Source organism: Pseudomonas sp. VMV1 (assembly GCF_056790235.1).
The window spans coordinates 707,601-725,250 of sequence record NZ_JBXGSE010000001.1; the positions used below are offsets into that span (position 1 = coordinate 707,601).

At 62.6% G+C, this 17,650-nt stretch carries 17 protein-coding genes and 1 tRNA gene; 8 read left to right on the forward strand and 10 right to left on the reverse strand.

Annotated features, from left to right (window positions below):
- Positions 1–449: 449 nt before the first annotated feature.
- The gene (locus tag ACUCV0_RS03260; RefSeq protein WP_482211992.1) at positions 450–3,098 is read right to left on the reverse strand and encodes an AAA family ATPase; all 2,649 of its coding nucleotides are present in this window, start codon (positions 3,096–3,098) and stop codon (positions 450–452) included.
- Positions 3,099–3,478: 380 nt separating this feature from the next.
- On the opposite strand from ACUCV0_RS03260, the gene ACUCV0_RS03265 reads away from it, so the two are divergent.
- The gene (locus tag ACUCV0_RS03265) at positions 3,479–3,937 is read left to right on the forward strand and encodes a hypothetical protein (RefSeq protein ID WP_482211993.1); all 459 of its coding nucleotides are present in this window, start codon (positions 3,479–3,481) and stop codon (positions 3,935–3,937) included.
- 197 nt (positions 3,938–4,134) lie between these two features.
- Here ACUCV0_RS03265 and ACUCV0_RS03270 read toward each other — a convergent pair.
- From ACUCV0_RS03270 to mobA, 3 genes are all read right to left on the reverse strand, one after another.
- Positions 4,135–4,211 (reverse strand) — tRNA-Pro (locus ACUCV0_RS03270).
- 76 nt (positions 4,212–4,287) lie between these two features.
- Positions 4,288–4,509 carry a YgdI/YgdR family lipoprotein gene (locus ACUCV0_RS03275; RefSeq protein ID WP_059314378.1) on the reverse strand — a complete coding sequence of 74 codons (222 nt, stop codon included), beginning with the start codon at positions 4,507–4,509 and terminating at the stop codon, positions 4,288–4,290.
- A 109-nt stretch (positions 4,510–4,618) separates the two neighbouring features.
- Entirely contained in the window at positions 4,619–5,194 is a 576-nt protein-coding gene (mobA, locus tag ACUCV0_RS03280; protein ID WP_482211994.1) for a molybdenum cofactor guanylyltransferase MobA, read from the reverse strand.
- Positions 5,195–5,412: 218 nt separating this feature from the next.
- Here mobA and ACUCV0_RS03285 point away from each other — a divergent pair, with 218 nt between their 5' ends.
- The 5 genes from ACUCV0_RS03285 (at position 5,413) to ACUCV0_RS03305 (ending at position 9,656) form a co-directional block, all read left to right on the forward strand.
- Positions 5,413–5,904, forward strand: coding sequence for a hypothetical protein (locus ACUCV0_RS03285; RefSeq protein ID WP_271654448.1), 492 nt, complete (start codon positions 5,413–5,415; stop codon positions 5,902–5,904).
- Positions 5,905–6,143: 239 nt separating this feature from the next.
- Positions 6,144–6,683: a molybdenum cofactor biosynthesis protein B gene (gene moaB, locus ACUCV0_RS03290; protein ID WP_059314381.1), complete on the forward strand. Its 540-nt coding sequence runs from the start codon at positions 6,144–6,146 to the stop codon at positions 6,681–6,683.
- The gene (locus tag ACUCV0_RS03295) at positions 6,680–7,876 is read left to right on the forward strand and encodes a molybdopterin molybdotransferase MoeA (protein WP_059314382.1); all 1,197 of its coding nucleotides are present in this window, start codon (positions 6,680–6,682) and stop codon (positions 7,874–7,876) included. Before moaB ends, ACUCV0_RS03295 begins: the two co-directional genes overlap by 4 nt.
- Positions 7,877–8,002: 126 nt before the next feature.
- Positions 8,003–8,947 carry a lipid kinase YegS gene (yegS, locus tag ACUCV0_RS03300; protein WP_059314383.1) on the forward strand — a complete coding sequence of 315 codons (945 nt, stop codon included), beginning with the start codon at positions 8,003–8,005 and terminating at the stop codon, positions 8,945–8,947.
- A 181-nt stretch (positions 8,948–9,128) separates the two neighbouring features.
- The gene (locus tag ACUCV0_RS03305; protein WP_482211995.1) at positions 9,129–9,656 is read left to right on the forward strand and encodes a sterol desaturase family protein; all 528 of its coding nucleotides are present in this window, start codon (positions 9,129–9,131) and stop codon (positions 9,654–9,656) included.
- A 37-nt stretch (positions 9,657–9,693) separates the two neighbouring features.
- On the opposite strand, the gene ACUCV0_RS03310 is transcribed toward ACUCV0_RS03305, so the two are convergent.
- The 6 genes from ACUCV0_RS03310 to fni form a co-directional block, all read right to left on the reverse strand.
- Entirely contained in the window at positions 9,694–10,224 is a 531-nt protein-coding gene (locus ACUCV0_RS03310) for a gluconate 2-dehydrogenase subunit 3 family protein (RefSeq protein WP_271654449.1), read from the reverse strand.
- Between the two features lie 172 nt (positions 10,225–10,396).
- Entirely contained in the window at positions 10,397–11,332 is a 936-nt protein-coding gene (locus tag ACUCV0_RS03315) for a phytoene/squalene synthase family protein (RefSeq protein ID WP_482211996.1), read from the reverse strand.
- 2 nt (positions 11,333–11,334) lie between these two features.
- Positions 11,335–12,831 (reverse strand): phytoene desaturase, encoded by a 1,497-nt coding sequence (locus tag ACUCV0_RS03320; protein ID WP_271654451.1) that lies wholly within the window; start codon positions 12,829–12,831, stop codon positions 11,335–11,337.
- Positions 12,828–13,994, reverse strand: coding sequence for a lycopene beta-cyclase CrtY (gene crtY / locus ACUCV0_RS03325; protein WP_482211997.1), 1,167 nt, complete (start codon positions 13,992–13,994; stop codon positions 12,828–12,830). Before crtY ends, ACUCV0_RS03320 begins: the two co-directional genes overlap by 4 nt.
- Positions 13,984–15,279, reverse strand: a complete 1,296-nt coding sequence (locus ACUCV0_RS03330; RefSeq protein ID WP_482211998.1) for a nucleotide disphospho-sugar-binding domain-containing protein — start codon at positions 15,277–15,279, stop codon at positions 13,984–13,986. Before ACUCV0_RS03330 ends, crtY begins: the two co-directional genes overlap by 11 nt.
- Positions 15,279–16,328, reverse strand: coding sequence for a type 2 isopentenyl-diphosphate Delta-isomerase (gene fni, locus ACUCV0_RS03335; protein WP_482211999.1), 1,050 nt, complete (start codon positions 16,326–16,328; stop codon positions 15,279–15,281). Before fni ends, ACUCV0_RS03330 begins: the two co-directional genes overlap by 1 nt.
- A 135-nt stretch (positions 16,329–16,463) precedes the next feature.
- On the opposite strand from fni, the gene ACUCV0_RS03340 reads away from it, so the two are divergent.
- Positions 16,464–17,345, forward strand: coding sequence for a polyprenyl synthetase family protein (locus ACUCV0_RS03340; protein WP_482212000.1), 882 nt, complete (start codon positions 16,464–16,466; stop codon positions 17,343–17,345).
- A gap of 67 nt (positions 17,346–17,412) precedes the next feature.
- Positions 17,413–17,637: a hypothetical protein gene (locus ACUCV0_RS03345; protein ID WP_454252818.1), complete on the forward strand. Its 225-nt coding sequence runs from the start codon at positions 17,413–17,415 to the stop codon at positions 17,635–17,637.
- Positions 17,638–17,650 lie beyond the last annotated feature (13 nt).

The following is a 17,650-nucleotide window of genomic DNA, read 5'->3' on the forward strand; positions in this document are numbered from 1 at the left end:
GCCGGGCGTGGTCTGCTGTTCGTGGTGAGGCTGGTGTTAAAACGGTGCGTTGGGGGGAGGGGTAGTGAGCCTGTCGGCGCGCTAAAGCAAATGCCAGAAACGACAAAGCCCATATTGGGCGGGTCTTGGGGATGATCCTTGCTGATCAAACTGGTCGAGCGACTACGTCAGTCAATCCGCCTGAAGGTGGCTCCAAATAAGGCTTTTTCATGTCGATGTAAATGCTGGCATACACGCTCGGTAACCTCAAACCCAACCTCAGTGCTTTCGCTCGGGAAGTCTTGGTGGTTCGAGACACACGCTGAGCCAGGGTTAGGCGACAGGATTTTCAGAGACACCAAGCAATTAGGTTATAAGCGCGGCGGGTTCTCTAAGTTGTAACTGTCTCGCAGAATGGCTGGATGCAATCCGTAGGTCAGCGGAGCATCCAGCGCTAAGTTTTGTAATGTTCAGCCTTTATCCGTTGCTGCGGGCTGTAGGCTTTTCTTTCTGCGATCTTTTGTAGACTCACGGCGTTTTACAAGTGCTTTGGAAAATGCTCTAAGTTCATCAATATCGCCTGTGATTTCTTCCGGCGATGGGCGATTTTCCGCTAAATTTCGCGATTTATCATGGCCGAACATCCATGTGCTACATCTAGACATTGCGAGTTCAATTGTCTTGATGTCGTCATCATCAATAAAAATTTCGGGTAGTCTCAAAGTCTGAATGCTATTTCTGCCGCGAGTAACCACATCGCCAAAAAGATCCTGCTCAATTGAGGATTCCCAAGCTTCGCGCAGAAGGCAGTACAAATAAGCTGCCTTCTGATTGTAACTCTCAATATCTGAATTGTGCTGATTTTTGAATTTTGCTAGTAGTTCAATAAGATGTTGCATCCTGCTAGAGGTACTCATTCCCCTCCACGGTGCCTTGTTAACGCAAAGGCCCGAATCAGTTCCATTTCTTCTAATTGTGACAATGGTTTTAGATGGTGTTTCACCCTTTAGCGCAGATTCGGTCAGCTTTCCTTCAATTTCCATTATCAGCGATAAGTCATGTGTAAAGATGATGACCTGTCTAGATATGCATTCTTTGACAAGTCGTGATGCAATTCGCTCGCGATAAACATGATCCAGTGATGTTACTGGGTCATCTAGGATTATCGGTGATTTATTTTTGAATGTCTTTAGCTCCGCTAAAAAGGCGGCAATAGATATGACTTTTTGCTCACCCTCGCTAAGAACCTTTCCTGGTTTCTTCGACATTAAAGAAAAAGCGTGGGAAGTGTCGCCTGTTCTCACAATTGGCGATATCTCTATCTTCGTATCCATCCCCAGTGCGGTTAATTCGTTCTGGAAGTTATTTACAAACTCAGGCGTGACGTATTGAGATATTATGCTTCTTGATTTTGTAGAAAACCTTTGCTTCGTCGTTGTGATGGAGGCAGCTGCTGCGGTAACTTTTCGGTTGTGGAGCAGCGCGTTCCGATAGTCGACAAATGCTACCTGCTTTTTATTTATTTCTTGATTCAGTTCCAGCCGTTTTTTCTTTGCAATATTTGCTTGATATTGCTCTGGCTTTAATGATTCGGTTAGAGTCTGAATCCTTCTCTGAAGCTCGGCTTTAAGTGTGGTCTCTAGTAAGTCAATATCTATAGGGTCAGTGTTGTAGGCGACGAATTTATCCTGTGTAGAGGGGGCAAAATAGCTTTTACGATGGTGTAGTGTAATGAATACATTTCCTAGCCCTCCGTCTGAACCTACTGCCCAGATGAGGTCGGCGACAAGTGGTTCGTAAGTGTCTTGTTCCGGAATATTGCATGCCTTAATTCCTGATAATGCATCTTGATAAAGGCGTGAAGCTTGTTCAAAGTCTTTTTGAGTTTTATCTGCTATGTATCTATCAAACCTCAAGAGCCTTTCTTGGGCTTCGGCGGTAAGTTCTTGCATGCAAAGTACGCAGGATGTTTGACTGGACCCCTTCGGGTAGGCTTCTCCAGGGTAGGCCAGCTTTTCAGAAAATTCTCTGGCCGCCTCAAATAGTCGCTTCCACTCCGGTGAGTGTATGCCCGATAGAGGGTCTGTTGTGCTATACGCGCTAAGGGCTAATTCATAAGCTTTATTTGTCGTAGCTAAATTTTCAGCAAGTGATGATATTAGTTCTGATTTTTCCGACGTGAAAATACCAAGTGCTAGCTTCGCTCGCTGTATGGCTCTGGGTAGACGGCTGGAAATTATTGTGTTTATTTTTTCTATGTCGCTAATTGTTGTGCCGTTTTCGTAATTCTGAATGGATAGCTTTACTTTGTTGAGCTCTTCATCTTCCTCTGCGGTAAAGCTAGTCAGGGTTACAACATTTTCATCGCTCAGTGCTTGTCCAATGTTGTCGATCTCAAGCTTACGGTCAGGATGGTATTCAAGATTTTGAATTGTCGGAGGAGTAGCATCCTTCATCAGCTTATTTATTTCAGCTCTTACTAAGTCTAAGATCTCAGTCGCATTGTCAAATGCTTCAGCTCCCTCCGGCTTGAAAGACACCTGATTGTTTTTATCTAGTAGTTCTTTTCCACAATCCACATCATAAACATTTATACTTTTTAGCAGGGGGTGTTGATTGTTTGGCTGCCATATCCATTCAGATTTTATATCACCGATTTTTATGCCTATTGTCGCTGATTGAGCTGAGATGGATTTGTTGTATATGTTTCTCAGGATTTCCCGCTCTTCATGCTTGGCATGGCAAGCATTTTTCAAGATTCTTGAATATCCTGATTTCCCAGAGCCATTTTCGCCATAGATAATCGTAATTCCGTCGTGACCAAAATCTAATATAGAAGTGCTGTTAATGGCGTTTATATTAGAAACTGAATGGATCGAGCAAATTGAAAATTTTTCATTAGAAGATTCTTGAATTGGTCTAGCTTGCTCCTCTGCCATCAAAGGCTTGATGCATATAGAGCTGTTAGGTTCGTGAATTTTAAAGTGGGCTGCTAGGTTAGTTGATACTTCGCTTAACCCAACTGCCAAAGTGTTGTCGATTAGTAGGCGTCTTATCAAATCGGCTTCCCATGCTTCCAGGTCTTGCGCCCAAGCAATGATGCCTTTAAAAGAACTCATATAACTCTCCTTGTTTAAAAGTTTGATACTAGATTCGCCCGTGCATTTCCAGTGGCTACCTTGCTGCCTCGACTCGAAAAAAGTCGGAGCCTTCCACGATCAGAAATTTTTGCTGGTCGCGGCAGAAACGCAGCCTGCTGCAGGGATTCGCAGGCTTTTTTAAAAGGGCCCAGTAGGGCTGTCGGCCACACGTGGCGTAGCTTTAGCTCAACTGCAGGGATGCAGAAAAACCGACACATTTAGCCCGCAGGTGTGGCAGGGGGACAACGGCGCGCGCGGGGTAAGGAGGACTCCAGCGGCAAGGAACAGTCGGTTGGGAACGATCCTGCTCGGTTGCTATCAGATCGCCACCAAGGACCGGCTTGCAGGGGATTGCTGCCATGGATCGTATCGTCGCTCAGATTTCCCACGTGCTTGACTGGGAATACCTCATCGCGCTTGAGAGTAGTCTCACTGCCCAGGGCCTCATGAATGAGAAAGTCCGGGCTGAACTGGATCGGCACGGGCTCACCCTTGCCCGTCGTTATCTGATCAAGAAAGCCAGGCTTGGCAGTGGCCCTTTCTCTGTCGTCGAGGAGGAGATACTGGATGTCCTGGCCGCAGGTGTTGCCACGCTCCGGCGCGCTGGGCAGCTGCCGCACGATGTCATCAAAGGCATACGGGCCGGTGGCTTGGTGGGGATGGTGCAACGCCGCGTCTCCCATTCTGGCGACGCTTCAGGGCGTAGCGATTGGCAGATATTCGGCACGCCCCGAGGCGCTTTCGAAGGGATCGTGAATCGCCACCCAGCAGCCTTTGACGCTGAGACGGTCAAGCTGGCGCGGTTCCACGCGGTGTAGCGGCCAGGCGTTGCTCTACAGCTGGAGTGCAAGGCACACAAAGGCCGCTCCGCGCGGTCTGTCGCTGACCAGAAAAAGGTAGGCGTGCTGCTGGCCTCGCTGCAGGAGGGGCCAGGGTGGCCAAAGCGAAAAGCCAAATGCCAGAAACGACAAAGCCCGCACTAGGCGGGCCTTGGGGTGATCCTTGCGGATCAAATTGGTCGGAGCGACTGGATTCGAACCAGCGACCTTCTCGTCCCGAACGAGACGCGCTACCAAGCTGCGCTACGCTCCGTAATGGATGGCGCGCATTCTACCTAAAACTCATGCAAGCACAAGGGGTTAGGTAAAAAAATCGCGCCGGGCAGGAATCAGAGCTCCTTGATGGTGCGAACCTGGTCCTTGTTGATGCGGGTCGGCTTGCCGTCGAGCTGCTTGAAGGTATAGAAGCCCGAGTCGTCGTCATACTTCGGCGTATCGGTGGCCTGGATCTCGCGGCCATCGTTGAGGGTGATGACGCTGGGCGTGGAGCAGCCGGCGAGCAGGGCGCTGGCAACGACCAGCAGGGCGGCGGGGAGCAGGTGCTTGTTCATGGGACAGTCTCCTTTCTTGGCAACCAAGCGGGCTTAGGACCGCGCGTCTGGGGCCGAGTTCGTCCCAGAACCGTCCGGTCACCTGCGCTGGCGCCGCGGTTCCCTGCGTTCACCCCGGCTGTTGCAGCGCCGTGGGATCGTTGAAGTTGGCGAGGCGGGCATCGTCCTCGGCAAACTCCACGCCGGTCAGGCCGAGGGACAGCAGCGCCCCACGCGGGCTGCGCTCGCCCTGAGCCCAGGCCTGGCGCAGCGCGGGCAGCAGGTGTCGGGGGAGGGCGGTGAACAGGGGCTGCCAATAGCCGTCCTGGCGCGCCATGACCGGCCCCTGGGTCGCCTGCGCTGCCGCCAGCAGCTGGTGGGCAAGGGGGGCATCGAGACGCGGCGCATCGCAGGGCAGCAGCAGCACCCAGTCGTGGCGCGCCACGGCGAGGCCAGCGAGGATGCCGGCCAGGGGGCCCGGAAAGTCGGGCTCTTCATCGGCCACCACCTGGTCCGCCCACTGGGCATAGCACGCTGCATTGCGATTGCAGGAGATCACCAGATCGTCGGTGAGCGAGCGCACCGCGGCCTGAACATGGGCCACCAGCGGCTGGCCCTGCCATTCCACCAGGCCCTTGTCGCGTCCACCCATGCGCTGCCCACGGCCGCCGGCAAGGATGAGGATGGAGGCGGGCAGGAGTGACATGCAGGGGACCTCGGGTGGGCGTTGGCGCGCTGGCCGGAAGGGAAATCGGGCGACCATCCTAGCCGAGTTTCGCCAGCGGCCCCGTCAAGAACGCGGGTTGGCCTGGTTCGGGCGCTGGGCTAGACTCGGGCGCGCCCGTTGGAAAGTGGCGTGCTAGACACCTTTTATCCCATTCGCACAGCGGGCGGGAGTTCCCGCCCAAAAGGAGTTTGGAAACGATGAAGACGATGCTGTTATCCGTCCTGGCCATGGCGGCGCTGCCCGCCTTCGGCGCCGGCGGTGGTGAACCGCCCTCGGTCAAGGTCACCTTTGGCCAGCCGACCATCCGGCAAAAGCTGTTCTACGAAAAGCTCTACGAGAAGAAGCCCTATCCCGACGCCACCCTCTATTACTACGACAACGGCGTCTACAAGATCATCTCCCCGGGCGAGGAGCACTACGGCGTCTACGTGGTGCACGGCAAGCTGACCGATGACCAGTACCAGGTGGATTTCATCTCGCTGCCGTCCGCGGACTGGGGCGGCAAGACGGCCCGGCACTTCCTCAAGTTCGATCGCAAGGCCGGCACCTTCAAGCAGCAGGCGACCTGGGAAGAGGATCCGGACATCGCGCCGCAATACGGCCGCTTCAGCCAGGACACCAACGACATCGCCGATCCGCGCCCCATCAAGTGGGACACCCACGCCGAAGGCGAGCAGCGCAAGCGCTAGGCCAGGGCCAGAGACGCACCCTTCTGGTTGAAGGGGCGTCGGCTTTTCCTCTAGGCTGTGGTGATGCAGCCCTCCCGGACCTTTCCGTTGACCGTGGCCGACAGTGCCTCTTTCTGTGGGCGCGGTCGCCCTCTGGCGGTCGCCAGCCCGCCGCTCACCACCCCCGGGAAACCCGCTGCCCGTCCAGCGGTCTCTCGCTGCACGCCTTCTTCCCTCGCATACTTCGGAAACCCAAGCAGATGAGCCACAAAGCCGAGGCGGTTTTCGTACCGCTGAACATTGCCGTGCTGACGGTCAGTGACACCCGGACCTTCGACAACGACACCTCTGGTCAGCTGTTCGTCGACCGCCTGGAGTCCGCCGGGCATTTCCTCGCCGCCCGCGTGCTGCTCAAGGATGACCTCTACAAGATCCGCGCCCAGGTCGCCCAATGGATCGCCGAAGACCAGGTGCAGGTGGTGCTCATCACTGGCGGCACCGGTTTTACCGGTCGCGACAGCACCCCGGAAGCCGTGGCCTGCCTGCTGGACAAGCAGGTGGATGGCTTCGGCGAGCTGTTCCGCCAGATCTCCGTGGCCGACATCGGCACCTCCACCGTGCAGTCCCGCGCCCTGGCGGGTCTCGCCAACGGCACCCTGGTCTGCTGCCTGCCGGGCTCGACCAATGCCTGCCGCACTGCCTGGGACGGCATCCTCGCCGAGCAGCTGGACAACCGCCATCGACCCTGCAACTTCGTGCCGCATCTCAAGCAGGCCGAACCCTGCGGGCCGCGCGGATGAGCCTGCTGTCGCTGGAAGAAGCCCTGGCCCGTCTGCTGGCCATGGCGGCCGAAGACGGCCCCTTGCCCCAGGAGCGCGTGGCCCTGGGAGACGCTGACAGCCGTATCCTGGCCGCCCCGCTGATCGCCGATCTGGATCTGCCGCCGTGGGACAACAGCGCCATGGACGGCTATGCCCTGCGGCTGGATGACTGGCAGGGCGAGCCGCTACGGGTTTCCCAGCGCATCTTCGCCGGCCAGGCGCCTGCGCCCCTGGAGCCGGGAACCTGCGCACGGATCTTTACCGGCGCGCCGGTGCCCGCCGGTGCCGACTGCGTGGAAATGCAGGAAAACGCCGAGGTCCTCGACGACGGTCGGGTGCGCTTCGTCGAGATGCTGCGGCCGGGCCGCAACATCCGCCGCCGCGGCAACGAGGTCAAGGTGGGTGACGAGGTGCTGTCGGCCGGGACCGTCCTGGGCCCGGTGGAGCTGGGCGTCGCCGCCTCGCTGGGGCGTGCCCAGCTCGAAGTCCATCGACGGCTCAAGGTCGCGGTGCTGTCCACCGGTGACGAACTCGTCGCGCCTGGCCAGCCACTCGGGCCGGGGCAGATCTACAACAGCAATCGCGCCTTGCTGATCAGCTGGCTACGGCGGCTGGGGTGCGAGGTGTCGGACCAGGGCATCCTGCCGGATGACCTCGCCGAGACCCGCAAGCGCCTGGGCTCGCTGCAGGCCGACCTGATCCTCTCCACTGGTGGCGTCTCCGTCGGTGAGGCCGATTATCTCGGCCAGGCCCTGCGCGAAGAGGGCGAGCTGACGCTGTGGAAGCTGGCGCTCAAACCAGGCAAGCCACTGACCTGCGGACGCTTCCGGGGTATCCCCCTGATCGGGCTGCCGGGCAATCCGGCCTCGACGCTGGTGACCTTCGGTCTGCTGGCGCGGCCCTATCTGCTGCGCCGGGCCGGCAAGATCGACGTGGCGCCCTTGAGTGTCGAGGTGCCGGCTGGTTTCGACTGGCCACGGGCGGGTGCGCGTCGCGAATACCAGCGCGCGCGGCTGGAGAATGGCCGGGCGGTACCTCACCGCAACCAGGGCTCCAACGTGCTGCAAACCGCGGCCTGGGCCCATGGTCTGGTAGAGCTCCGCGAGGACCGTACCTTCGCCGAGGGCGATCCGGTGCGCTTCATCCCGCTGGCCGAATTGCTCAAGGCGTAGCAAGCCGGAGGTCGCGACTGAACGTGGCCGTTGGGCCACAGTCCTAGTCTCCAGATTCGCTCGCCGGGCACTGCCCGGCACCTGACGCGGCATCTCGCCGCGCAGAGCCAACCTTGGACGACAGACATGACGACGACAGGCACCCTGGCTGACGCAGCCCTGGTCATTCTCAATGGCAAGGAAACCGGCAACGAGGAGGTCCGGGAGGCGATCCTCGAACGGCGCGCCGCCGGCCATCGCATCGATGTGCGAGTGACCTGGGAAGAAGACGACGCCGCGCGCTTCGTCGAGCAGGCGACCCGCGAGGGCTACGGCACCCTGGTGGCGGCGGGCGGTGACGGCACCCTGCGCGCGGTGGCCGAAGCCATGGCGCAGAACCACAGCCAGGCGCGCCTCGGTCTGCTGCCGCTGGGCACCGCCAATGATTTCGCCCGCGCCGCCGGCGTGCCGGTAGAGCCCGCGGCCGCCCTGGCGCTGCTCGATGGCCCGACCAGCGCCATCGACCTGGTGGCAGCCGATGGTCAGCTGTTCCTCAACATGGCCACTGGCGGCTTCGGCTCCCAGGTCACCGCCAATACTCCGGGCGAACTCAAACGCCTGCTCGGCGGGGCGGCCTATCTGCTCACCGGCCTGACCCGCTTCGCCGAGGTGCATTCGGCCCACGGCCATTTCCGTGGTCCGGGGTTCGAGTGGGAAGGCGAGTTCCTCGCCCTTGGCATCGGCAACGGCCGCCAGGCGGGCGGTGGTCATGTGCTCTGTCCCACGGCCGTGGTCAACGATGGCCTGCTCGATATCGGCATCCTGCCGGCCTCCCAGGACGTGCTCGGCACCCTTGGCGAGTTCCTCAGCAAGGGGTTCAGCACCGAGGAGATGTTCGTGCGTGCGCGCCTGCCCTGGGTGGAGCTGGAGGCCGCCGAAGGCCTGGACATGAACCTCGACGGCGAACCGGTCAAGCGCGACCGGGTGAGATTCGAGGTGCGTCCGGGTATCCTGCAGGTCTGTCTACCGGTGGATTCGCCCCTGCTGGGCGAGACTGCCGGCACGCTAGCCGAACCGGCAGCGACGTCCTAAGAAGGTGTTCACGAGCTCGCGAGCTAGAGACAAACAAGGCGAAAATGCCTGAGGAAGCGGAGTTTACGAATGGTAAATGAGCATTCCGACGGGGCTGGCCCTCCAGGGCATTTTCAACACGGTTTGGCCGACGCGCAGCAGATTGTGAGCAGCTTCCAAGCAGGTGGCTGCGGAGGTAACGTTGGAATTACTGATCAATGCGGGAATCGTGCTGGCGACCGTGGCGGGTATGGAAGCCTTCGCCTGGTGGTCGCACAAGTACATCATGCACGGCTGGGGGTGGGGCTGGCATGAATCCCACCATCGCCCGCGCACGGGTTGGTTCGAGAAGAACGACCTCTATGCCATCGTCTTCGCCGGCCTCGCCATCCTGCTGATCGCTCTCGGCAATGCCGGCTACTGGCGCCTGCAATGGATCGGCGCCGGCATGACGCTCTACGGCCTGCTGTACTTCATCGCCCACGATGGCCTGGTGCATCAGCGCTGGCCATTTCGCTACGTCCCGCGCAATGGCTACCTGAAGCGCCTCTATCAGGCGCATCGCATGCACCATGCGGTGGATGGTCGAGAGGGCTGCGTGTCCTTCGGCTTCCTGCTGGCACCGACTACGCAGAAACTCAAGCAGCAGCTGCGCGAGATACACGGTGGCGCGCTGAATTCCTCGCGCGAACGCAAGGCGCGGGATCAGGCTGAAGAGGGCGTGGAGTAGGAGAGGGCTGCGCCTCCGAGGGAGGCGCAGTGGGGTATCAGGCGACGGCGGGGGTGTCGTAGGCGGCAAACAGCGAGTGCGCATACTGGCTGCGCTCGCTTTCGTTGCGCAGCAGATCGATGAATTCCTTGGCGGGCGGGTTCAGGGTCCCAGCCTCGGCGGCGGTGACCACCTGAGCCTGTTCACCCGCGGCCAGGTCAGCGAAACCCGCGCCGAGACGCTCGGTGCAGTAGGCATCCACCACGGTCAGGCCATCACGCAGCAGGTCGCGCAGATTGGCGCCCTGTTGCACCTGTGCCTGATCGTCGAAGGGATCGATGATGTTGGGTCTATCGCCATGGGCATAGGGCGTGAGCATGTGGCGGTCGATGAATTCGGGCAGGCGGGTATCGGCCTGTTCGCTGTCGGCCCGCAGATGCGCGCAGAGCGCGACCAGGGTACGCCACTGGGTGGCGGTGAAGAATTCGGGCTTGTAACCGGACTGCGCGTTAGCGGAAAGGCCAAGGGCAAGTAGTGACGAGGAGGCAGCGAAGCGATCGTGTGAAACAGCCGTTTCCGTCTTGTGCATGTGCAAATCCCATACTCGTAGGCTGACTACCGGATGCAGCGCTCTGGCTCAGGCATCCATCCATCCGCGGCCCGCGAGGGGTCGCTTTAATCCGACCCGTTTATCGCATAAAAGTTTGCCGTTGGTCATCCCCGAGATGCACGCAAATGTGACCGCCGCTCTATGGCGGGCGTCAGCGGCGCGGGCGGGTCCAGAGCGTGGCCGGGCGCGCCTCGTTGCGCTGGTGCCGCGAGAGCATGGCGCGGGCAGCGCCGCGGCAGACCAGGCGCAGCTTGTCGGCGGTGCTGGTGCTGACGCGCTGATCCCAGGCGTGGGCGCCCAGTTGCAGCACCTGCACGCCGATCTCGCGATAGACGCCCCGCGCGGTGGCAATGGCCCAGGCCGAGCGCAGGGGCAGGGCGGCAATGCCCTGGCGCGCCGAGTCGTAGTAGGGCTCGGCCAGGCGCACCAGACGCTCGGCCAGTTGCGCCACGGCATCGCGATGCTGGGGTTCGGCCAGTTCGGCAGCGGGGACGCCCAGCTCGTCGAGCCATAGGCGCGGCAGGTAGATACGCCCGATACGGGCATCCTCGACGATGTCGCGGGCGATGTTGGTGAGCTGGAAGGCCATGCCCAGGTCGCAGGCGCGATCCAGGGTCTCCTCGTCTTCGGCGCCCATGATCCGCGCCATCATCACGCCCACCACGCCAGCGACGTGGTAGCAGTACTCCAGGGTGTCTTCCAGCTCCACATAGACGCGTTCCTCGACATCCATGCGAAAGCCGGCCAGGTGGTCCAGCGGCAGCGCCAGGGGAATGCCGTGGCGCTTGACCACCCGTTGGAAGGCAGCGAAAGCCGGATCCCGCAGCGACTCATCGCCGTAGGCCGCGCGGGTCAGCCGTTCCAGCTCGGCCAGACGCTCTTGGCCACCCAGGCGGTCGCCCTCGACCTGGCCATGGCCCAGCTCCTGGCCGTCAATGACATCGTCGCAATGGCGGCACCAGGCATACAGCAGCACCGCGCTCTCGCGGGTCTCTGGCGCGAACAGCTTGGCGGCGGCGGAAAAGCTCTTGGAGCCGACGGCAATGCTCTGTTCGGCGTGATCGACGACGTCATGGGTGGCAGTCATGGCTAACCGTGCTCCTCGAGGATGACGCTGGCGGTGGCCTTGGCTGAGCCCACCACGCCCGGAACGCCGGCACCGGGATGGGTCCCCGCGCCGACCAGATAGAGGTTGGGAATGACACTATCGCGATTGTGCGGCCGGAACCAGGCGCTCTGGGTGAGGATGGGCTCCAGGGAGAAGGCCGAGCCGTGGTAGGCGTTCAGCTCCTGGTGGAAATCGGCGGGGGTGAAGATGCGCGAGGTGACCAGGTGCTCACGCAGCCCCGGCATGTAGCGCTCTTCCAGGTAGGCGAGGATCTTGTCGCGCAGGCGCGGGCCTTCCACGCTCCAGTCGACGTCGGCATTGCCCAGGTGTGGTACCGGCGCCAGCACGTAGTGGGCACTCTGGCCGGGTGGCGCCAGCGAGGGGTCGGTGACGCAGGGCGAGTGCAAATAGAGCGAGAAGTCGTCCGGTACGCCGGGGCCCTTGAACAGCTCGTCGATGAGGCCGCGATAGCGCTGGCCGAAGCAGACCATGTGGTGTTCGAGGCCCACCGGCGGCCGGCTCAGGCCGAAGTGGATGACGAACAGCGACATGCTGTGTCTCTTGCGCTTGAGGCGGTTGCTCTCGACCACGCCATGGGTGTGGTGACCGAGCAGCTTGCGATAGGTATGCACCACGTCGGCGTTGGAAGCCACCAGGTCGGCCTCGATCTGGCTGCCATCGGCCAGGCAGACGCCGGTGGCGCGATTGCCTTCGGTGAGGATGCGTTCCACCGGCGCGTTCAGCCGTACTTCGCCGCCGAGATCGGTAAAGAGCTTCAGCAGACCCAGGACCAGTTGATGGGTACCGCCCTTGGCGAACCAGACGCCCCACTTGCGCTCCAGCGCGTGGATCAGCGCATAGATCGAGGAGGTGGCGAAGGGATTGCCGCCCACCAGCAGGGTATGGAACGACAGCGCCTGGCGCAGTTTTTCGCTCTTCACGAAACGCGACACCTGGGCGTAGACGCTGCGCCAGGCACTGAGCTGGAGCAGCTTGGGTCCGGCGGCGAGCATGTCGCTCACCTTGAGGAAGGGCTTGGCGCCCAGGCGGATATAGCCTTCCTCGAATACCGCCTGGGAATAGGCGAGAAAGCGCTGGTAGCCGGCCACGTCGTCCGGTTCCAGGGCGCGGATCTGTTCGTCCAGCCGGGCTTGGTCGTTGACGTAGTCGAAACGGGTGCCGTCTTCCCAGCACAGCTGGTAGAAGGGGCTGACCGGGAGGAGCTCCACATAGTCGCTCATCCGCCGACCACTGAGGGCGAACAGCTCCTCGAGCGCCGAGGGATCGGTGATGACGGTGGGGCCGGCATCGAAGGTGAAGCCCGCGTCCTCATAGACGTAGGCACGGCCACCGGGCTTGTCGCGACCCTCGATGAGGGTGGTGGCGATGCCGGCCGACTGCAGGCGGATCGCCAGGGCGATACCGCCAAAGCCGGCGCCGATGACGATGGCCCGCTTGGGCACGTTACCTTGGGTCATGGTGCTTCCTTGGACTGAGGGGGACGCGCCAGCGCAGCATCCAGTGCCGGTTTCAGCGGTACCGGCGGTTTGCCGGAAAGGATGCGCAGGCGATCGAAGGCGGTAAGGCGGCCGGCGTAGAACCGCTGGATCAGCGGTTCGCCGAGGCCGTAGAACCTTTGCATGACACGCACCCGGTGTTCGGGGCGGCCAGCGAGAAAGAGCATGCGGTTGAGCAGGCGGAAAAAGCCCTGGCCCTGCCAGCGGCCCCGGGCATAGTCCCGCAGGATATCGCGCAGCGACGCACTGGAGGTGAAGGGCTGGGCGGCCAGGTGCTCCGCCAGGCGCACCGCTTCGGGCAGCGAGTAGCCGGTGGTGGGATGGAACAGCCCCGCAGCCAGGCCAATCGGCGCTCCTGCGGTGACGTTGTTCCAATAGCGATCGAGATCACCGCCCAGGGTGATGGGCAGCACGCCCTGTTCCTCGCGCAGCACCTCGGCGATTTCCCATTCCTGCTGGCGGGCGTAGTCGGCCAGGTGCTGGCGCAGACGTTCGACGGGAAGGCTTTCGCCGTCGGCGTAGTAGGTGTCTTCGATCAGCAGGCGATCCGGGGCCAGCGGCAGACTGTAGACGAAGCGATAGCCGTCCAGCTGATCGACGGTGGCGTCCATCACGATGGGTTCGGCAAGGCCGTGGGGGTGGGTAAGACGCACCTCCTGGCCGAGAAATTTCTGATAGCCGAGCCAGAGCGCCGGATCGGGTCGCGGCCCCCGGGCGTCGATCACTGCGCCGGCGGCCAGGGTGTAGCCATCGGCGAAGACCACGCCGTCGTCCTGCAGCCGCAACACCTCGCGGCCCAGCAACAGGCGCTCGGCTGGCAGGCGCGCGCTCAGCACCTCATGGAAGCGCTTGGCGCTGATGCTGGCATAGCCGCTACCGAGCTGCCGCTGCCGCTCGGGGAAGCGCACCTCGTAGCCCGGCCAGCGGTGAGCGACCAGGGGCGCGATCCAGGCATGCTGGGGCGCGGTGAGATCTGGCTCGTGGAAGGACCAGGTGTGATTGCCACCCAGTCGCGGGCCGGCCTCCACCAGGCGCCAGTCCAGCTCAGGGCGGGTCTCGGCCAGGCGCAGGGCGAGCAGTCCCCCGGCCAGGCCACCCCCGACGATCAGCAGGTCAGGACGCATGATGCAGTCCTCCCTGGGCCAGCCCATCCACCAACCGTGCGGCGGCGGTGGCACCCCCGGCTGTCGCCGCGATGGGCACGAAGCGTTCGGCCGCCCGGCGATAGCTGGGATCGGCCAGGACCGCGCCAAGGGTCTGGGCGAGGCGCGCCTTGCTGGCCAGCCGCGGCGCCAGGCAAAGGCCGGCGCCGACCCGTTCCAGGCGCCGGGCGATGCCCGGCTGATCGAAGACCATGGGCAGGGCCAGCATGGGTTTGCCGGCCGCCAGGGCGTCCAGCACGGTATTGAAACCGCCATGGGTAATGACGGCATCGGCGCGGGCAATGGCGGCTTCCTGGGGCGCGAAGTCGGTGACCCAGGTGGCGCCATCGTCCAGCAGGCGGCGCTCGGCGGTGCCATCCAGCCGCCCGCAGTGGGCGATCAGCACCTGAACGTCCAGCTGGCGACAGGCCTGGGCGACGCGGCGGAACAGCGGTAGCCGTCCGCCCTGCAGCGTGCCGAAGGAGGCGAAGACGAAGGGGCGGCGCGGATCGATCTCCAGCGCCAGGCGTTGCTCGCGGGCCGTTGGCGGACGCAGCGGACCCACCTCGTGGAAGTGGGGCGGCGGCGCACGGCGGGGAAAGTCGAAGCCCGGCAGGCACTGGCTCAGCTGCAGATAGGGCGAGAAGCAGTCATCCAGGGTACGCCGCTCGCCAAGACCGAAAGCCTGGGCCTGGCGCTGGATCACCTTGCCCTGACCACGCATGATCAGGTCGAACACCTGGGTGGCGCCCTGGACGATCTGCCGCTCCCGCTCGCTGCCAGGATAGGCGAAGGGCAGGGTGGGCAGCGGCAGATGAGGTTCGCGATTCATCGGCACGGCGCAGGCCAGCGAGGCGTAGGGCAGCCCGAGATGGTCCCCGAGCAGGCCGCCGGCCGGCTCCATCTGGTCGGCGATGAGACAGTCGACGCCCAGGTCACGCAGGGCGGTCGCGCCTTCGCGGCAGAACAGTTCGGTGTTGCGTGCCATGTCGGCGATCACCCCGAACACCGACCAGGGCTTGCTGCTGGCGGTACGGGCGAGCAAGGGGCCCAGGCTGCCACGCGGATGGCTGGTCGCGCCTATGGCCTGGAAGTCGATCCCGGCCGGAAGCGGCCGGTCGCCGACCTCCACCTGGTGCAACAGGGTGACCCGATGGCCAAGCGCGACCAGCGCCTCGCCCAGCACCAGATGGGTGGACAGGTGGCTCGGCAGCGGCGGCGAGATCAGGGCGACATGCATGGCGGCGTCCGGTCCGGTATCGGCCACTATGGGCACCGGGCCGAGGTGGCGTCCAGCAGCTCGGCCTGGCGCAACTGCGCCAGATCGGCCGAACCGGTGCAGAAGCAGGCGATGCGCAGCTGCTCGATTACCACCTGGAAATGCGCGATCACCGCCTCGGTCGACTCGGTGGCACCGGGGAGGGCGGCCGCCGCCTGGCCCGCGAGGTCTGCGCCGAGGCGAATGGCCTTGGCCACGTCGATGCCGTCGCGGATGCCGCCCGAGGCGATCACCGTCGCTTGCGGGCAGGCGGTGCGTACCTGACGCAGGCTTTCGGCGGTGGGGATGCCCCAGTCGGCGAAGGCTCGGGCGATGGCACGCTGCTGCGCGTCACGGGCGCGCTCGGCTTCCACGGCAGCCCAGCTGGTCCCGCCCGCGCCCGCTACGTCCAGCACGGCTACGCCCACGTCGATCAGCTGCCGAGCAACGCGACCGGAGAGCCCGGCGCCCACTTCCTTGACGACGACCGGTACGGCCAGATGTGTAACCAGGTTTTCCAGGGCGGCGAGAATGCCCCGCCAGGTGCGATCACCACCGGCCTGTACGGCTTCCTGCAGCGGATTGAGATGCACGATCAAGGCGTCTGCCTCGATCATCTCCACCGCACGGCGCGCCTCGGTGAGGCCATAGCCGGCCACCAGCTGCGCGGCGCCGAAATTGGCCAGCAGCGGTACGTCCGGCGCCAGGCGGCGCAATTCACCGGTCAGGCCCTGGTCGCCCCCTTGCTGCAGGGCGATGCGCTGGGAGCCGACGGCCAGGGCGATACCCAGGGCCTGGGCCGCTTCGGCCAGATGCCGATTGATCAGCGCCGCCCGCTCTGGACCGCCGGTCATGGAGCTGATGAGCAGGGGCGCTGCCAGCGGACGGTCGAACAGGCGCGTGGCCAGGTCGACGTCGTCGAGATTCAGTTCGGGCAGGGCGTCATGGGTGAAGCGAAAGGCCTCCAAGCCCGTGGTGACGGCGCTGCGGGCCTTGTGGGGATCCAGCACGATGTCCAGATGATCGTTCTTGCGGCTTGCCAGTTCCCAATCCACCATGTCTTCTAGAGTCCGCCCTGAATGACCTTTCGTCGGTCGTTGTGGTCTGGTAGGGGACGACGGGTTCGCTTTGCGAAGACCGAATCCACCGAGGTGCGACCGTTCGTCGGTTCCACATATGGAGTATCTCGACTCATGGCGACCGTATTAGTGCCGAACGCGACAGACAATTTTGCCGCTACGCTCCAAGGGCAGCGTACCCGTATCGACGAGCGTCTGGCAGTACTGTTGCCGGCCGGTGATGATCCGGTCGCCGAGGCCATCCGTAGTGGCGTCATGGCGCCCGGCAAGCGGTTGCGTCCGCTGCTGATGGTCCTGGCGGCCGACGACCTGGGCCAGCCCGACGAGGCCGTGCTCGACCTGGGCTGTGCGGTGGAGATGGTCCACGCGGCCTCGCTGTTCCTCGACGACATGCCCTGCATGGACGATGCCCGGCTGCGCCGTGGCCGGCCGACCCTGCATGTACAGTTCGGTGAAGACGTCGCCATGCTGGCGGCAGTGGCCCTGCTCAGCCATGCCCTGCGCCTGGTCGCCGGCCTGGCAGCGGTGCCGGCGGAGACCCGCACCCAGATGGTCTGCCAGTTGGCGGATGCCGTTGGCACGGCTGGTCTGGTCTGTGGCCAGTACCACGATCTGCATGGCGGACGGCAGGCCCGCCCGGCCGATGCCATCGCCCTCACCAACCAGCTCAAGACCGGCGCGCTGTTTTCCGCCGCCATGGGCATGGCCAGCGCGACCCTGGTCACTTCCCCGCAGCAGCGCGAGGCGTTTCAGGTCTTTGCCTGCCAGCTGGGTCTGGCCTTCCAGTTGCTCGACGACCTCGATGATGGCAAGGGCCTGGGCAAGGACGCTGACAAGGATGGTGACAAATCCACCCTGGTCAGCCTGCTGGGTCGCGATCATGCCCAGCGCCAGCTGCAGAGCCATCTCAGGCAGGCACGCGAAGCGCTCGCCCAGGCAGATTGCGCCGACGGTGCCCTGGCCGGGCTACTCGATATCGTCTTTCGTCCGCGTTAGGGCGAATTCTCCCGGATCTGGCCCTCTAAACCCTGGATAGCCTTTTTCCTGTGAGAGGAGCGTGAAGATGTCGAAGTGGAAGATTGCCTACAGCAACAGTGACGGCAACACCTCGGTGGTTTCCACCGAAGCCGATCAGAAGCCGGACATGGAACGCGTCGCCCAGATCGTGCGTGACGATGCCCTGGAAGAGTACGACGACAGCGAAGTACCGCGGGATTACGACGAACCCACGGTAGCCCTGCTGGAGCGCCATGGCATCACCATCACCGGGATCACCGAAGAAGGCTGATTCCCAAGGTATC

Bases quoted from the DNA above. Each gene is read 5' to 3' on its own strand.
- ACUCV0_RS03295 (WP_059314382.1), top strand. From the start codon at position 6,680: ATGAGCCTGCTGTCGCTGGAAGAAGCCCTGGCCCGTCTGCTGGCCATG.
- ACUCV0_RS03315 (WP_482211996.1), bottom strand. From the start codon at position 11,332: ATGACTGCCACCCATGACGTCGTCGATCACGCCGAACAGAGCATTGCC.
- ACUCV0_RS03310 (WP_271654449.1), bottom strand. From the start codon at position 10,224: ATGCACAAGACGGAAACGGCTGTTTCACACGATCGCTTCGCTGCCTCC.
- yegS (WP_059314383.1), top strand. From the start codon at position 8,003: ATGACGACGACAGGCACCCTGGCTGACGCAGCCCTGGTCATTCTCAAT.
- ACUCV0_RS03285 (WP_271654448.1), top strand. From the start codon at position 5,413: ATGAAGACGATGCTGTTATCCGTCCTGGCCATGGCGGCGCTGCCCGCC.
- mobA (WP_482211994.1), bottom strand. From the start codon at position 5,194: ATGTCACTCCTGCCCGCCTCCATCCTCATCCTTGCCGGCGGCCGTGGG.
- ACUCV0_RS03265 (WP_482211993.1), top strand. From the start codon at position 3,479: ATGGATCGTATCGTCGCTCAGATTTCCCACGTGCTTGACTGGGAATAC.
- ACUCV0_RS03320 (WP_271654451.1), bottom strand. From the start codon at position 12,831: ATGACCCAAGGTAACGTGCCCAAGCGGGCCATCGTCATCGGCGCCGGC.
- ACUCV0_RS03275 (WP_059314378.1), bottom strand. From the start codon at position 4,509: ATGAACAAGCACCTGCTCCCCGCCGCCCTGCTGGTCGTTGCCAGCGCC.
- crtY (WP_482211997.1), bottom strand. From the start codon at position 13,994: ATGCGTCCTGACCTGCTGATCGTCGGGGGTGGCCTGGCCGGGGGACTG.
- fni (WP_482211999.1), bottom strand. From the start codon at position 16,328: ATGGTGGATTGGGAACTGGCAAGCCGCAAGAACGATCATCTGGACATC.
- moaB (WP_059314381.1), top strand. From the start codon at position 6,144: ATGAGCCACAAAGCCGAGGCGGTTTTCGTACCGCTGAACATTGCCGTG.
- ACUCV0_RS03260 (WP_482211992.1), bottom strand. From the start codon at position 3,098: ATGAGTTCTTTTAAAGGCATCATTGCTTGGGCGCAAGACCTGGAAGCA.
- ACUCV0_RS03345 (WP_454252818.1), top strand. From the start codon at position 17,413: ATGTCGAAGTGGAAGATTGCCTACAGCAACAGTGACGGCAACACCTCG.
- ACUCV0_RS03340 (WP_482212000.1), top strand. From the start codon at position 16,464: ATGGCGACCGTATTAGTGCCGAACGCGACAGACAATTTTGCCGCTACG.